Here is a 15,487-nt window from a genome sequence, read left to right as displayed (position 1 = left end):
AGCCTACTCATTACGAAAATCCCGCAGAATATTAGTGTGGTGCATTTCATCCTCCATTGCCACTGTATGGCAAACCGCGCAGTTGCGGTTTGAACTCAAGGGCAAGGGGTTTTGTTGATACTGGAGAGGCTGCAGGGTATTCAGCTGTGCGCCGTAGGGGTTTTCCGCCGGGTAGAGCGCATGCGGGCTGGAGTGACAGGCCGCGCAGAACAGGCGGCCGCTCTCGTCGGTGCGGTGACTGTAGAGACTCTGCTCATCTTTGGTCCAGGTGTGAGTGACCGTGTCGGTCTCAGGGGGCTGGTAATCGACATGACAGTGAAGGCAGTCGGGTTGATTGATCCAAGGCTTGCGTGGCGCTATTTTGTCTAAACCTTTCGAAATGCTGGGTGTCAGATGCACCATGAGTGCGTTGACTTGGCCCTTGCCCTCTTGCTGCTCATGTCGCAACAGGCCCAAGGCGTGATCTTCGATGCCGCCATGGCAATTGGTGCAGTCCAAGCCGACAGTGGCATGAATATCGCGCAGGCCGCTGGTGGCAACCGTAGGAGAGGAGGGATGACAGAGAGCGCAGGCCTCAGCCGCTCTCCCCCGGAGATAGTTGGCGTGAAATCCGTGGATCGATGCAGAAAGATTGAGCCTGGCCTTGTCGCCTTCGGCTCGGAACAGTGGATCGGCATGGCAGGATTGGCACCTAATCGCCTTACCGCTTTGGGCGGCGGACAGCAGAGCGGTGGCACTGAAACGGTCATGGGTCGCGAGAATGTTCAGTGCCGTTTCTCGACTCAAGCCAGCCTGATCATTCAACCGTCCGGAGCCGCCGTGGCAGTTGCTGCAGCCCATCTCCATGGGGACAGGCGCTACCACCTTGGTTGTGGCCAGGAGAACATCGTTTTCGTCCCTCGCTTCGATGGTGACCACCGGGTAGGGATCGAACCCGTGTTTTGAGATGAAAAGCAGGGCTCTTTCTTCGGTTGTAAATACATCCTCTTCCGGCATCAGAACGCCGGAGAGCGCTGTTTTTTCATCTGCACCAGCAAACCCATCCTCCACTTTATAGCTGAGGGTGACGCCTTGATTAACGATTTCCGGAGTCTCGCCCCGTTGGATTAATTGTGCTTGAAGGGTATTGCCTGGTGGAAGAAGCGACAGCAAACCCTTGACCTCGGCAACGGAGTGCATGCCAAGGGGACTCCAGGCAAGGAGGACAAATTGATCAGTCTTGGGATCAAAGGCCGGGATCTCAACCTTTTTTTCCGCAAGCTGCACCGGGATGGGATCACTGCGGCCATTGAGGCCGTGAGCGATAAAAGAGGCCAGTGCTCCACGTTCCTTGACCGATCCGTTGAAGGGTGGCATGGCGGGATGGAAGATATGTAGACCGCTGATCATGGCGTCAAGGCCGCTCGGAGTATAAGGCGCGGTCAGTTTTTTGATGTCACGCATGGGCCCGTCGATGGCGTGGCAGGACAGACAGAGCAGATTATACAGCTCCCGGCCAGACGCTAGCTTGTTGGTTTCGGTGATTTCCTGGTTACGCGACCACTTGGCTGTCCTCAAGAGACCTTCAGATTGGTAGCGGGTCGCATCTTTTTTGAGGATGGAAGTCGAATACATGAAATCACGGATGATATAGGGACGCCGGCCTCCCTCGCGGATGAATTCGAAACAGCCCATGTAGATCTGGCCGAGAAGCAGGAGCAGAACGGCCAGCGATCTGCTCAAACCTGCCGGCAAACGAATGGCCAGCAGCAGGCCGCCAAGCACCAGGACCGGTGAGCAAAGGAAAAAACCGTCGACGAAGAGCCGCATCGAAGGCATACGGGCAAAGATCATTTCTTGCAATTCGGGCGGCAGCGCGGCCCGGTACCAATATCCGGAGGCGACAAAAAACAGAAAGGGCAGCAGCAGCCAGCGGGCGCAGAAGCGGACCATGGTGGTCCGCAGGTGGGCATCCTTAAGCCAGGTCGCGGTCACCAGGCCGAATAGTCCGGCGATGATCAGGGCAAAAAAAGTACGGAAAAAAAGCGAAGGCCAGAAGCTTGGATTAAAAAATCCCGACCAGAAGCTGGAATCCTGGAGCCAGTTTCCGGGGGTGAGCATGAAGCCGATGATGCCGTTGATAAGAAAGAGCGACATCCAGGCCGAGCCAAAATAGATCCAGCCGATCAGTTGGTGCCGGCGGTGGTCCATCCGGCCGAAGGTGTAGTAATAGAGAAAGAGGGACACGATCTCGATGAGAAAGAAAACCCATTCCGAGGCCCAGGCGAAGACAAAGGTATGGATCAGGATCGAGGTGGCCGCAGGGTTGAGCAGGGAGATGATGAACCAGATGCCCACACCGCTCATGGAGCCGGCCACCATGGTGATCAGGAGGAAGAAGCGGGCATGTTTGCGGACATATGCCAGGATGTCCGGATTGTTTTCCCGATGGGCTTTGCGTTCGGCCAGGACCAGGAAAAGTCCGCCGCCCACTGCGAAATGGGAGATATAGACGTGGAAGACAGCAATCAGGACGACCAAAAATCCGCCGCCGAAAAAGTCGAGCTGCCAGACCGGGTAGTTCATAGGTGCACATCGCCCTCTGCACAGGAACTACGGACGAACCGTATCATCCAGGCGATCAAGGCCAGCCCTGCCACCAGAAAGAAGAGGAAGAAGAAAAGGGGCGAGTACGCTGGACTGACAGGCAATTGCGAGACCGAAAACCAGGGGGCCAGCAGGGCAGTGCGCAGCAGGCTGCGGGCCAGGATCATCAGGGCTATCGTACCCAGAGTGCACGAGATCGCCGGCATGACACGGGCGGACAATCCAAGGATGATAGCCGGCACGGCAAGCACGATGCCCCCACCCAAAGTCATCAGCAGGAGCAGGCTGGTGGTGGTTGAGGTGGTGAGTATTTCTTTGGGCAGGGCCGCAAGAAACCAGAGTCCGACGGCAAGATTGAGCATTGTCGCATAACTGAACCAGCGGCAACCGTATGCCACCCAAGGGCCAGCGGTCTGATCACCCTTCTTTTGTTTCCAGTGAAAAGAGAGGGCGATGGCCAAGCCGCCGACAGCCACCGCAGACACCATGAAGTGGAGATAACGGGGCAGAAGCATGGGGTCGTCGAGGCTGAGTAGAAGGCCCAGGGGGTGGTCGAAATAGCGGCTCCAGTTCGTTGGCGTCTGCATCAAGCTGAGGTTGTTGGCAAAGAAAAAGGCAATAACCAGCAGCAGGAGGGTGATCAGACCGGAGACCAGAAGTCGACCGCTCCCCAGATGCGCATACCGGTATTTATAGACATAGGCCAGAGCATAGGCACCGGCAAGCAGGGCGATTATCGACAACCAGAAGACCGCCATGAGAATAGAACTGGCATAGATGAGGTGACCGTACAAGACCTGAACAAAAAGCAGCGGTGCCACTCCGAAATTGACGGCAAAAGCGATGGTAAAGGGCAGGTTGCCGGAGACGACCTCGGTGCAGGGTGCTGTTTGGGCATTATGGCGGAAGTGGCTGACAAAAGCGATGAAGGCAGTGCCGAACATCACGTTCATCAGGAGGATATGAAGGAAAAAGGTAAGGAGCAAAAAACACTGGAACCAGCCCCAGGAAACAGGGATGGCATCCGGGGTGGGGATGAGCGCGGCGGGATCCATGCAGGCTTCCTTTGGTGCTTAGGAGTCACCGATTTCGGGACCGGGCAGAGAAGTACGCGTCTCGACCGCCGGGATCGAAGGAACGATGAAGGGCAGAAAGAATGGAATGCGACGTATTATAGAGGCTTTTTCCTATTCATCAGGGAAAAGAATACATTTTTCCGGACAAAAGGCCGCAGCCTGAAGAATAGCCGCAGTTATCTCTTGGTCGGGGTCGATCAATTCGGCCTTGCCGGTCAGCGGATCAAGGAGAAAAACATCGGGACACATTTCGCAACAGGTCGCACAACCGCTGCAACGGTAGCTGTCAATAATGATGGCGTTCATCGGTGGATGTGGGGGAGAAACTCAGCAGCCGCACCCGGAAAAAGCTTCCTTGGTGAAATTTTTGTCCGGCTCAATCGGGTATTCGCCGGTGAAGCAGGCCAGGCAAAAATGGTCGCTGGTCAGGCCGGTGGCCTCCACCATCCCCTCGACGCTGAGATAGGTGAGGGAATCCAGCCCCAGATAATCCCGGATGCCCTCAACGGTGTTGCCGGTAGCGACTAACTGGGCGCTGCACGGGAAGTCAATGCCGTAGTAACAGGCATGACGGGTGGGCGGACAACTGACCACCATGTGGATCTCCGCTGCTCCAGCCTGGCGGAGCGACTTGACCCGGCTGCGGCCGGTGGTGCCCCGGATGATCGAATCCTCGACAATAATCACCCGCTTCCCTTTCAACAGCGACCGGACCGGGTTGAGCTTGACCCGGACGGAAAAATCGCGCATCGACTGGGTCGGCTGGATGAAAGTGCGGCCGACGTAGTGGTTGCGGATCATCCCCATCTCCAGGGGGATGCCCGAGGCCTTGGAATAGCCGATGGCCGCGTAATTACCGGAATCGGGAAAGGGCATGACGAAATCAGCCTCGATCTTGGCCTCCGTGGCCAGGATCTCACCCATCCGCTTGCGGGCGGCATAGACGTTGAAGCCAAAGACATCGCTGTCGGGCCGGGCGAAATACACATGCTCGAAGATGCAGTAACTTTTCTGCGCCGGGGCCCAGGGGAAAAGAGAGGTCAGGCCCTGTTCGTTGATGATCAGCACCTCGCCCGGTTCGACCTCTCGCAGATATTCAGCCTCAATCAGATCCAGGGCGCAGGTCTCGGAGGCCACCACATAGGCGCCGTTGTCGAGTACGCCGAGGCAGAGCGGCCGGAAGCCGTTGGGATCGCGGACGGCAATCATGGTATCCGGGGTCATGAGTAAAAGCGAGTACGCCCCCTGGATACAGGAGAAGGTGGTTTTGATCGCTTCCTGCAGCCCCCGGTCCATGTGGCGAGCCATCAGATGGATGACGATTTCGCTATCCATGGTGGTCTGGAAGATCGAACCCTGCTGCTCCAGGTGCTGCCGCAGGGCAATGGAATTGACCAGATTGCCGTTGTGGGCGACGCTGATCGGCAATCCCTTGTGGGTGGCTAAAAAGGGTTGGGTGTTGATGATGTTCGATTCGCCGGTGGTGGAATAGCGGACATGACCAGTGGCCAGATGGCCGGGAAGACGTTGCAGGGTGCGTTCGTTGAAGACATCGGCAACCAGTCCCATTTCCTTGTGGATCAAGACTTTTTTGCCGTCTCCAGCCACAATGCCGGCGCTTTCCTGGCCGCGGTGCTGGAGGGCGTAGAGGCCAAAATACACGAGCTTGGCGGCATCCTGGTGACCAAAAACCCCGCAGATACCACATTCATGCCTGGGTTTTACCGCGAGTTTCTGTTCCGGTACGTACGTGTTCATATCCTTTGCCTACAATATTGTCAGGATGCGCCAAAAAATCGAAAGGCACAAAGAACATTTCCTTGTGCCTGTACTTTTGTCGATCCAGCGATCTTTAAGAAGATTATGTACAACCAGATTACACGTTTTTTTTCAACAAAATATCGGGTATTCTCGCAGAATATTGCATCGAGGGCAACCGACCCATCTTTTCCAGGCGAAAGAGAGTGAACTCCACATCCATCAAATTGACCGCTACCGTCAAGGCTGCGGGCTGAGCCGCCAAATTGGGCCCGGGGGACCTGGGCCGGATACTGTGTGGACTTGACCTGCCGCGTGATCCCAATCTGCTTGTGGGGACGGAGACCTGCGACGACGCCGGGGTTTATCGTCTCAACGACACCACCGCCCTGATCCAGACCCTGGATTTTTTCACGCCCATAGTCGATGACCCTCATGATTTCGGGCGGATTGCCGCCGCCAATTCTTTATCGGATGTCTACGCTATGGGCGGCAGGCCGCTCTTGTGCATGAATATTCTGGCCTGCCCAGCTAAGTCCATGGATTCATCGGTGTTCCGGCAGGTGGTGGAAGGCGGCTTGGCAAAGATCCGGGAAGCGGGGGCACTCCTGGTTGGCGGCCATTCCATCGAGGACCAGGAATTGAAATACGGTCTGTCGGTGACCGGGTTGGTGCATCCGGACCGGGTGCTGCTGAATGGCGGAGCCAGGGCGGGTGATGTGCTGCTGCTCACCAAACCCTTGGGAACGGGTATCTTGTCAACGGCCATCAAAGGCGGTCTGGCCGGGGCGGAAATGCAGCGGCAATTGGTGGAATTGATGGCGACCCTCAACCGGATGCCCATGGAAATTCTCAACGAGAACGAGGGGATGCGGGGAGGCGTGCACGGGTGCACCGACATCACCGGATTTGGTCTCTTTGGCCACCTCCATGAGATGGCCGAGGCCTCCGGTGTGTCCATCCATGTTGACAAGGCGGAATTGCCGATTCTGCCGGAGGTGCGCGATTTTGCCGATATGGGGATCATCCCTGAGGGCGCCTACCGCAATCGAAGCTTTTACAGTCAGTGGGTTCGCTCCGGGCTGCCTGAAATGGATTCTCTGGAAATGATCGGCTACGATCCGCAGACCTCGGGCGGCCTGCTGTTGGCCATGGAGCGGGATGTGGCGGAACAGCTGTGCGCAATGCTCGGACACCGGGGCTATGTGCCGGAGTGCCGGATTATCGGCGAGGTGCGGAGGGCTGATCCGGGACTGCTCTTTATCGGTTGAGGGCAAAAAGCCCTCAGCAGGACTCCTCGGTCATCAGGGCAATCAAGAGCCGGGTCAAATCAACCATGTCTTGCAGCTCCACCTGTTCGCGGGTGGAGTGAACATTGGTCATGCCGGTGGCGATAATCGCCGTGGCTAGACCGTGGCCATTGAAAATATTGGCATCACTCCCCCCCCCCGCCTTTTCATAAGTCAACTCCATGCCGATTGATCGGGCCGCCGCTTCCACCCGCCGGAGCACTTGGTCTTCCCGAAAGAGTTGCATTATCGGGAAATCCTGACGGACCTCTACACTCACCGAAGGCATTCCCTTGGCCGAACCGGTTGGGTCGGTCCAGGCGGCCACCGTACTCTTGAAGATCTCCCGGATTTCTCCAGTGACGCGCTCCAGTTTTTCCATCGAATGACTGCGTACCTCGCCTTTGATCACCACCATTTCCGGAACGATGTTCGAGGCGGCACCACCGTTGATGGTGCCGAAATTGGCGGTGGTTTCTTCGTCGAGGCGTCCATTGGGGACCTTGGCCAGGGCCTGGGCGGCGAGGATGAGGGCGCTCACACCCCATTCCGGATGGAGTCCGGCATGGGCGGCAACGCCATTGACGGTGATGGTCAATCGGTTGGCGGCCGGTGCGTGGGTGATCACTCGGGCAAAACCGCTGGAATCAAGGGCATATCCCTCTTTGGCCTGGACCAGGTTCGGGTCCAGGGCCTTGGCGCCAACGAGACCGATCTCCTCGCAGGTGGTGATGACGAACTCTACCGGGCGATGGGCCCGTTTTGTTTCCCGCAGGAGCTGCATCGCCTCGATGCAGGCAGCAATCCCGGATTTGTCGTCGCTGCCCAGGATGGTGTCGCCGGCGCTGGTGAAAAGATCACCGATCCGTTTGACCCGGACGCCCTCGGCTGGTTGCACCGTGTCCATGTGGCAACTGAAAAAGATCGGCGCGACGTCAAGGTCGCCGGCAAAACGGATAACCAGGTTGCCGCATTCCGAACCGGTGCGGCCGTTCGAATCGTCTTCAATAATTTCCAGCGCGCCGAGTTCGCGGAAAATCTGCTGCAAACGTTGCGAGATGGGGCCTTCCCGGCGGGAAGGGCTGTCGATTTCGCAGAGCTCGGTGAAATTGGCTGCCAGTCGTTCTCTATTTACTTCCATGATCTGACCTCACAAGGACAACGGCGTGGGCGGCGATGCCCTCGCCCCGTCCGGTGTATCCCATTTTTTCGGTGGTGGTGGCTTTGACGTTGATGGCCTCCGGCGCAACCTGGCAACAGCGGGCGAGGTTGGCCTGCATCGCTGCAAGATGCGGTGCCAGTTTAGGGCGTTGGCAGACGATGGTGAGATCGGCATTGCCCAGGCGATAATGTCGCGCTGCCATGAGCTGGCACACCTGGGTGAGCAGCAGCAGGCTGTCGATGCCCTTGTATTGCTGGTCGGAGTCGGGGAAGTGGCGGCCGATATCACCTTCGCCCAGTGCGCCGAGCAGGGCGTCGGTCAGGGCATGGGCCACAACATCGGCATCGGAATGACCGTCCAACCCCTGCTCAAAGTCGATGGTCACCCCGCCGAGAATCAACTTGCGGCCGGCAACCAACCGGTGGGCATCAAAACCGTGTCCTATTTTCATGGTTCGTTCCTTGGTCAGCAGGGCAAAAGACACCTGCAAATCTTCGGGTCGGGTGATCTTGCAATTGCGCTCGCTCCCTTCGACCACCCGTACCGGAATCCCGGCGGCCTCGAGCAGTGAGGCCTCGTCGGTGCCGATGAAGTGTGTGCGTTCCGCCTCGGCAAAGGCCGTCTCCAGGAGCGGCCTTTGCGCGGCCTGCGGCGTCTGGGCCTGCCAGAGACCGGAGCGGTCAATGGTTTTTTCGATTATTCCGGAAGAAGAAACCTTTTTCAGGGTATCCTTGACCGGCACGGCCGCAATCACCGCCCCGAATTGCGAGGCCCCATGAAGGCAGCGAAGGATGGTTGCCCGATCCACCAGCGGTCGGGCGGCGTCATGCACGAGGACCAAGTCAATCTCGGCGGGCAGCTTGCGCAGTCCGGCCCGCACCGAATCCTGACGGGTCGCGCCACCGGTGGTGATGTGGAGCCGGTCCGTTTGACTTGAGGGCAAATGGGTGTGGAGCAGATCGATGGTGTGCTGCACGAAATCGGCGGGAGCGGCCACCACCAGGCAGCGGATGGCTTCCAGGTCGAGGAAAGCCCGACAGGTACGAACAAGGATGGGCAAACCGGCCAAATCAAGGAATTGCTTAGGCAGGGCCGGGCCGAAGCGGGCGCCGATGCCGCCGGCCGGAATGATGACCCCGGCCGGTGGAAGTTGAAGAGTATTGCTGGGCACGTGTGCGTGAGAAAAAAGGGGTGAATTATAAGCCGAATTCTGTTTCCGTCCGAGGACGGACCATGATCATTTAACTGGGATACCGGTCACCCGGTACCTCGTGCAACCTACCCGGAGGCTTCAGGCGGACCGCCCTCAAACGCCTCCCTATTTGGTCTTGCACCCGGTGGGGTTTACCCTGCCCCCCATGTCACCATGGGGGCGGTGAGCTCTTACCTCGCCATTTCAACCTTACCTGTGAACGCTTGCGCGTCCCATCGGCGGTGTATTTTCTGTGGCACTTTCCCTCGGTTACCCGAGGTTCGCGTTAGGAACCACCGCGCCCTATGGTGTTCGGACTTTCCTCTCCGGTTTACGCCGGAGCGATCATGCATTCACCCCTTACCTTGTGACGACCTGTTAAAGGAACACGCCCAACCCTTTAACGGTCTTTCTGATCAATACCTTGGTTGGCCAGCTGGTCAGCGCGAGCATTCTGCGCCCGCGGCACATGGGTGACCGACCATTTCCCGAACCGTGCCAGTCGTTCCCGCACCTGCTGGAACAGGGGCAAGAGGCCCTCGTTTTTCACCTTGTACCGCCCTTGAATCTGACGGACGATCAGTTCTGAATCAAGCGCGATGGTAAGCTCGGAGCATCCCTGCCGCAGGGCTTCCTCCAGGCCGATGAGCAATGCCTTGTATTCGGCGACATTATTGGTGCAGGTGCCAAGGTAGACCGAACGGGTCGCCAGTTCCTCCCCGTTTTCGGTCAGAAGCACTGCGCCAGCCCCGGCTTGACCGGGATTGCCGCGGGAGGCGCCGTCGGTGAAGAGGCGGCACCGGCCGCTCGGCGATGGCCCTTCCTGAGCATTCGCCAGGGGCGTTGGAGCAGGAGGCGGCGGGAAACGATCAATCGCAATATTTTTTCCTGACGGGGTGCCAATAGCGATCTGCCGGATACTGTCGGGACACTGACCGGGAAAGATGCGCTCCAAAGTGGTATCGTCGAGCTGTTCCGCCAGCCGCTGCAGGACCTGATCCCGCGTCGGCAGCTTATTTGTCAACAGCGGTTTCCTCGGAATCCTTGTAATAGAGGATGCGTTGGCAGGTCGGGCAGAGGTTGAATGTCTCCGCCTTGCGCACTTCGATGACCTGCTGCGGCGGTAAAGCCATGTAACAGCCCTGACAGACATTTTCGTTGACCGCCACCACAGCCAAGCCGTCGCGTCTGGTCAGGAGCATGGTGTACCGCTTGAGGTAGGGGCCTTGCAGCAACGACGCCTCGACCTCGCGTTGGCTGATTACAGATTTTTTCGCCACATCGATCCGCTTGATTTCCTTGTCGACGTTTTCGATCTCTTCCGCCAGCAACTGTTGCTCACCGGCGCAGAGATTATCCAAGGTATCGACTTCTTTTTCCAACAGCTCGATCTGCTCGATGAACTGGAGAAGACGCTCTTCCGTTTCCTTCACCAGTCGCTTGTTTTCCTCAATTTCCTTGAGCAGCGCCTGGTGCTCCCGGCTGGTCTGGACCTGCATCATTTTGTTCTGCCGGTCTTTGACCCGCGCTCCAGCATCGTCGTGCTCGGCCTTGGTTTCAACCTGCTTCTGATTGAGCAGCTCGATCTTGGTGCGGAAATTGGCAATAGCCTCCTGCTTTTCGGCTATCGCCTGTTCGCGACCGGCAACAAGCGCCTGATGTTTGGCGATGGTGTGGTCGAACCCGGCAATTTCACTGTCGATTGCCTGCAGCTTGATAAGTTTGAGTATTTCCTCTTTCAATGATGAGCTCCTCGATCGGTATGTCTAGTGTTAAAAAAGGTGAGAGGGGGGGTATAACAAAGAGTCGGCTTGAGGGCCGGGTGTTGCGGCTTGATCGGCGCGTGTGCGGATGGTCTCGATGGACGGTTCATGTCAGCCGGAGGGGCGGTAACTGGGTTGCCGTGTCGATAACCACATTCCACTCGCGGTCGGTGGCTTGTTGTCGTAGGGTATCTCTGAAAAGAATCATAGCCGGGCTCTCGGTGGCAAAATGACCGGCGTCCAGCAGCCATAGGCCAGCGTCCGCTGCCCAGCAGGCCACGGAGTGCTTGACCTCGGCGGTAAGATAGACGTCCGCTCCCAGGTCAAAGGCGATTTCGGCAAGGTCGGAGCAGGAGCCACCGCAGACAGCGACGGTCGCCACCCGGTCGGGTCGCGGCCCGGCTTCCAATATCCACGGCGGGGCGCAGGTCTGCCGGATTCTGGCAAGAAAAGCATCGGCAGTTATCGGTGCGGGATAGATGCCGAGACGGCCGAGGCCGCAATCAAGATCACAACCCTTGCGGGAAGGGACAAGGGGTTTAGAATCCACCAGGCCCAAAGCCTGAGCAAGATGATCGCTGACGCCCCCTTGGATCGAATCAAGGTTGGTATGGCAAGCGATAACACTCATGTGGCCGCAGGCGGCTGTGGTGATGAATCTGCCCGCTGGGGTGTCGGTACGGATTGCTTTCAGGGGCCGAAAAATGATGGGGTGGTGGGTGATAATCAAGTCGTATTGCCCGTTGCGGGCCTGATCGATCAGGGCGCAGGTGGGATCAAGCGCCATAAGGACGCGGCGCACCGGCTGTTGCGGATCGCCGACCAGAAGACCGACATTGTCCCACTCCTCGGCTAAGTAATCCGGGGTAATGTGCTGCAGAATTGTAAGAAAATCTCGAACTATAGGCACGCTGTTACTCAATAAAGAAAAAGAGGCACATCTTTTGGGAGATGTACCTCTTCTTAGGCATTTTTTTCAATGCCCCGCTGTTGCTTCAACAATGGTTGCCGATAACTGCTCAATGTTTTCAATGTCAGGCAATTGGAGTGGATAGGGGGGGGCCGAGGTATACTCGATCCGTCCATCCTGAAAAATGGTGGGCCCACCTGGACTCGAACCAGGGACCGACCGGTTATGAGCCGGTGGCTCTAGCCAACTGAGCTATAGGCCCGGACGATACGGTAAACGTAATATATTAACAAGGAATCGAAAAAGGTCAACAATTTTTCGCAATATTCCGGAAAATCGGGGCTCTGGCCAAGAAAAGGAGGCAAAACCATAAACGATTCTGGCGCGTTGACAAAGGCGTGCATACGTTTGCAATGCATTTATTCCACCTTCACACGGGCTCCCGGCATCAAAAAGCGGTGACCATGAACAAGATGATGGGCAGGTACTCTTATGTTGTATAATAATCTCATTTATTTTTTGGTGGTTATCTTCGTTTTCTCCACCAACACCCCCGTGACCAAACCGGTTCTGGCGCCTCTCTGGGCCCTAGTTGCTTTTGTCGCGATGACCTGGGGGTTCGCCCGAATTGCCTCCCGGATGTTCACCCGGTCCGCTTCCGGGCCGACAAGCTATTTTTCTGTGGAGAAAAGGCTGTCGATCTTGGCGGTGCTGCTGTTTGTGGGGTTTGTCTATCTTCTGGATCTGAAATATTACTTGGCCCCCCTGTCCCTTGGTGGCCGTTTGCCGGTCTTGGCCGACATCGCCGGTCTCGGTTCTTTTTTCCTCCTGCTGATCCTGATGTGGTGGGTGGCCCGGCGCCGCTACCAGCAGATTTTTCAGCGTCCATATACTCCCTTTGCCTTTGTTCGCTCCAATTTTAAGGCCAACCTGCCCATTGTTCTGCCCTGGTTGACACTTTCTCTGGTGTTCGATGGCCTCCAGGCCCTGCCTTTTCCAGGGTTGTCCAAGCTGTTGCGTTCCCCCTGGGGCGACCTTGCCCTTTATGCCTTTTTCCTCTTTTTTCTCATTTTGGCCTTTCCACCCCTGGTTCGTTCCCTCTGGGGCTGCACGCCCCTGCCCCCCGGGCCGGTGCGGGATCGGCTTTTAGCGTTCTGTCAAGCTCAAGGCTTCCGGTCCGAAATCTACTCCTGGCCGCTTTTCGAGGGACAGGTTCTGACCGCTGGCATCATGGGGATTGTCCCGAAGCTGCGCTACCTGATGGTTACGCCCGCACTCCTGGAGACTCTAACCGAGGAGGAATTAGACAGCGTCCTGGCGCACGAGATTGGCCATGTCAAACATCTGCACCTGGTGCTCTATGTCGTTTTGTTCCTTGGCTTTAGCCTACTCGCCGGAGCGGTGGCCAGGCCCCTCCCCCATCTGATCCTTTCCAGCGATTTGTTTTACCGCCTCCTGCCCCACCTGCCCTTTGCGCCGGAGAATGTGTTGGGTGTCCTCGCAACCGCTCCGCTTTTGCTGGTGATGCTGGTCTATTTCCGTTTTGTTTTTGGTTATTTTATTCGCAACTTCGAGCGACAGGCCGATACCTACGTCTTTCGCGCCTTGGGGACCAGCTGGCCCTTGATCCGGTCGTTTGAGAAAATAGCACTGTTCAGCGGCGGCGACCGGGACGAGAAAAATTGGCATCATTTTGGTATCGGCGAGCGGATCGATTTCCTCAAGCAATGCGAAAAGGACCGAAGCCTGATCGGACGTCATCAGCGCTCATTGCGATTCAGTCTTTTTTTCTACTGTGCCTGCATCGGCCTTTCTCTTCTGGCCTTGCACCGGATTGACGCCAGCGCACTCTCAGAAGGATATGAAACCAAGTATGCCGAGGCAGTCCTGTTGCAGAAGGTCCGGCAGGAACCGGAAAACAGTCTCTGGTTGATATATCTCGGCGACTTCCTGCAAAGCCGCAAGATGGAGCAAAAGGCGATGGATGCCTATGAAAAGGCTTTGCAGCTCACGCCAATGAACGCCGAGGTCAACAACAACCTTGCCTGGTTGCTGCTCACCGCCCAGGAAAAGACCATCCGCAACCCGGAGCGCGCCCTGACTCTGGCACGGACCGCCATTCTTCTCAAGGAAAGCGGTTATATCCTCGACACCTTGGCCAACGCATACTGGGCCAATGGATTAGTCGAGGAGGCTGTGGCCACGGAGTTCAGGGCAATGCGCCTTGATCCGGACAATCGCGCCTACTATCAGGGGCAACTGGAGAAGTTCAGGGAACAGCGATGGAAAAACAAGGAGTGACACGCGGCTGTGAGGTGACAGGCTACGAGGATGCCATTTTTTACAGCATGATATTGGGCAACTCCATTTCCATCCGGTTGAATGCGGTGACGAAGGCCTTGACAACCTCCGGGTCGAATTTGGTGCCAGCACCAGCCGCAATTGTTTCTTTTGCCTCCTCGGGCGGGAGCGCCTTTCGGTGGGGACTGTCGACGGTAAGGTCGTCATAGACATCGGCAACAGCCAGGATGCGGGCTCCCATGGGAACGGGTGCCAGGTCGCCGTTGCTTTCAAATTGCTCATGGTGTCCGAGCAGCATGGGGAGCACCCCACCCAAAGGACCGCGAAGAAGGGGTTCATACGATATTGTGCCGCTGGGAAGTGATTGATCGTCTTGATTGAGCGAAACCGCCTTGCGGAGGATGCTGCGACTGACCTGTAACTTGCCGAGATCGTGCATGAGCGCAGCTGAACGGATATCTTCGATTTCGTCCTTTTCCAGCCCCATGTACATGGCTATCCGGGTCGCGTAGATAGAGACGCGAAAGCAATGATTTTCCTCCTCTTCATCCTGGGCGATAAGCTGACGAAGGATGGTCAGCAGACCCCGATAAGTTTGCCGCAGTTCCCGCATTTTGTTTCTATTGCGTTCATACAGGGTCCCCATGGTATAGGCGGTGACCAGCAGGATGCAGCCCCAGGAAATGATGTGATACCACTGATTGACGCCGCCGACCCCTGCCAGATTGAATTGCTCGAAACGGCCTGGATTGTAATAACTAACCAGGCCAACGAGGAGGATGCTGGCAAAGGCGGTCAGCACCGCCTGCCGGCGACCGAATAAATAGGCTGAAATGACTGCTGGCAGAGTATAGAAGCCAAGGAGCAGGTACTGCGAAGCGACGGTATAGTTAAACATCCAGGCAACCCCGAGCATGGAGAGGATGATCCAGATTTCCTTGTTGATTTGCTTGAAGGATCGTTTGAGTCCTTTGCTTTTTCGTGAGTTCTTCCGCCTGGCTCGCATGAGGGCGGCTATATCGAGAGGTTCGGTGGGCGTTTCAAGGGCCTTTTCGTCGTTGGTTCCATCCTGGGTGGGGATGAACAAGGCCTCAGCCCCCAGTTCTTCCAGCCGGCGAATGACCAGTAGTCCGGTTTCCTCGGCTACATTGCGGCTCAGGATCACCGGCAGATTTTTCAGCAGGGCGGGGATTTGCTCCGGAGGAATGCTTTTGGCCCGTTTTTCCAGGTAAGCAGTGAGTTGCGCCTCGTCGGCGGCGGGGGAAAGTGCTTTCAGGATGAGTGAACCTTTGCTATTATTCATAGTCGCTGCCTGTTGGGAAGAGTATGTTTGGGCCACACTTGATCTCGACGGAGGATGGCCCTCGAAACAACGACGAGAAACGTCGACAGGGCAATTATACGTGGAAGCGGCCTTGGGTTCAAGGCATGGCCGTTTTTTTCCGAGCAC

Annotated in this window: 12 protein-coding genes, 1 tRNA gene and 1 other RNA gene; 2 read left to right on the top strand and 12 right to left on the bottom strand. The window is 56.9% G+C overall.

From position 1 onward, the window contains the following. Window positions 1-3: 3 nt before the first annotated feature. The 4 genes from ACHZCX_RS12410 to purF all read right to left on the bottom strand — a co-directional run bounded on the left by ACHZCX_RS12410 (window position 4) and on the right by purF (window position 5,420). The gene (locus ACHZCX_RS12410; RefSeq protein WP_319587541.1) at window positions 4-2,565 is read right to left on the bottom strand and encodes a cytochrome ubiquinol oxidase subunit I; all 2,562 of its coding nucleotides are present in this window, start codon (window positions 2,563-2,565) and stop codon (window positions 4-6) included. After that, on the bottom strand, window positions 2,562-3,641 hold the full coding sequence (locus ACHZCX_RS12405) for a hypothetical protein (protein WP_319587540.1): 1,080 nt from the start codon (window positions 3,639-3,641) through the stop codon (window positions 2,562-2,564). The genes ACHZCX_RS12410 and ACHZCX_RS12405 overlap by 4 nt, the downstream gene beginning before the upstream one ends. A gap of 132 nt (window positions 3,642-3,773) precedes the next feature. After that, window positions 3,774-3,968, bottom strand: coding sequence for a ferredoxin (locus ACHZCX_RS12400; RefSeq protein ID WP_319587539.1), 195 nt, complete (start codon window positions 3,966-3,968; stop codon window positions 3,774-3,776). Between the two features lie 21 nt (window positions 3,969-3,989). Beyond that, complete coding sequence (gene purF, locus ACHZCX_RS12395; RefSeq protein WP_319587538.1) at window positions 3,990-5,420, bottom strand: amidophosphoribosyltransferase; 1,431 nt, start codon at window positions 5,418-5,420, stop codon at window positions 3,990-3,992. 206 nt (window positions 5,421-5,626) lie between these two features. Between purF and selD the strand changes: the two genes are divergently transcribed. Then, window positions 5,627-6,691: a selenide, water dikinase SelD gene (gene selD, locus ACHZCX_RS12390; protein ID WP_319587537.1), complete on the top strand. Its 1,065-nt coding sequence runs from the start codon at window positions 5,627-5,629 to the stop codon at window positions 6,689-6,691. 13 nt (window positions 6,692-6,704) lie between these two features. On the opposite strand, the gene ACHZCX_RS12385 is transcribed toward selD, so the two are convergent. From ACHZCX_RS12385 to ACHZCX_RS12355, 7 genes are all read right to left on the bottom strand, one after another. Next, window positions 6,705-7,850 (bottom strand): M20/M25/M40 family metallo-hydrolase, encoded by a 1,146-nt coding sequence (locus ACHZCX_RS12385; protein WP_319587536.1) that lies wholly within the window; start codon window positions 7,848-7,850, stop codon window positions 6,705-6,707. Then, window positions 7,837-9,042, bottom strand: a complete 1,206-nt coding sequence (gene ispD, locus ACHZCX_RS12380; RefSeq protein WP_319587535.1) for a 2-C-methyl-D-erythritol 4-phosphate cytidylyltransferase — start codon at window positions 9,040-9,042, stop codon at window positions 7,837-7,839. Before ispD ends, ACHZCX_RS12385 begins: the two co-directional genes overlap by 14 nt. Window positions 9,043-9,054: 12 nt before the next feature. Further along, window positions 9,055-9,424: RNase P RNA component class A (gene rnpB / locus ACHZCX_RS12375), an RNA gene on the bottom strand. 39 nt (window positions 9,425-9,463) lie between these two features. Continuing rightward, window positions 9,464-10,087, bottom strand: coding sequence for a ribonuclease HI family protein (locus ACHZCX_RS12370; protein ID WP_319587534.1), 624 nt, complete (start codon window positions 10,085-10,087; stop codon window positions 9,464-9,466). Next, window positions 10,077-10,805, bottom strand: coding sequence for a C4-type zinc ribbon domain-containing protein (locus ACHZCX_RS12365; protein WP_319587533.1), 729 nt, complete (start codon window positions 10,803-10,805; stop codon window positions 10,077-10,079). The genes ACHZCX_RS12370 and ACHZCX_RS12365 overlap by 11 nt, the downstream gene beginning before the upstream one ends. A gap of 127 nt (window positions 10,806-10,932) precedes the next feature. Beyond that, window positions 10,933-11,736 (bottom strand): Nif3-like dinuclear metal center hexameric protein, encoded by an 804-nt coding sequence (locus ACHZCX_RS12360; RefSeq protein WP_319587532.1) that lies wholly within the window; start codon window positions 11,734-11,736, stop codon window positions 10,933-10,935. 185 nt (window positions 11,737-11,921) lie between these two features. Next, window positions 11,922-11,998: transfer RNA gene (locus ACHZCX_RS12355), tRNA-Ile, on the bottom strand. 230 nt (window positions 11,999-12,228) lie between these two features. On the opposite strand from ACHZCX_RS12355, the gene ACHZCX_RS12350 reads away from it, so the two are divergent. Continuing rightward, window positions 12,229-14,037 (top strand): M48 family metalloprotease, encoded by a 1,809-nt coding sequence (locus tag ACHZCX_RS12350; protein ID WP_319587531.1) that lies wholly within the window; start codon window positions 12,229-12,231, stop codon window positions 14,035-14,037. A gap of 40 nt (window positions 14,038-14,077) precedes the next feature. On the opposite strand, the gene ACHZCX_RS12345 is transcribed toward ACHZCX_RS12350, so the two are convergent. Beyond that, window positions 14,078-15,340: an HD domain-containing phosphohydrolase gene (locus ACHZCX_RS12345; protein WP_319587530.1), complete on the bottom strand. Its 1,263-nt coding sequence runs from the start codon at window positions 15,338-15,340 to the stop codon at window positions 14,078-14,080. Window positions 15,341-15,487: the final 147 nt, after the last annotated feature.

The organism is uncultured Desulfobulbus sp. (assembly GCF_963662935.2).
In the GTDB taxonomy this organism is placed as follows: Bacteria; Desulfobacterota; Desulfobulbia; order Desulfobulbales; family Desulfobulbaceae; genus Desulfobulbus.
The sequence above is the reverse complement of the archived record's forward strand: the minus strand, read 5'-3'. Positions and strand labels throughout refer to the sequence as shown.

Coding starts and splice junctions, on each gene's coding strand:
- ACHZCX_RS12345 (WP_319587530.1), bottom strand. CDS start 15,340: ATGAATAATAGCAAAGGTTCACTCATCCTGAAAGCACTTTCCCCCGCC.
- purF (WP_319587538.1), bottom strand. CDS start 5,420: ATGAACACGTACGTACCGGAACAGAAACTCGCGGTAAAACCCAGGCAT.
- ACHZCX_RS12405 (WP_319587540.1), bottom strand. CDS start 3,641: ATGGATCCCGCCGCGCTCATCCCCACCCCGGATGCCATCCCTGTTTCC.
- ACHZCX_RS12350 (WP_319587531.1), top strand. CDS start 12,229: ATGTTGTATAATAATCTCATTTATTTTTTGGTGGTTATCTTCGTTTTC.
- ACHZCX_RS12410 (WP_319587541.1), bottom strand. CDS start 2,565: ATGAACTACCCGGTCTGGCAGCTCGACTTTTTCGGCGGCGGATTTTTG.
- ACHZCX_RS12385 (WP_319587536.1), bottom strand. CDS start 7,850: ATGGAAGTAAATAGAGAACGACTGGCAGCCAATTTCACCGAGCTCTGC.
- ACHZCX_RS12400 (WP_319587539.1), bottom strand. CDS start 3,968: ATGAACGCCATCATTATTGACAGCTACCGTTGCAGCGGTTGTGCGACC.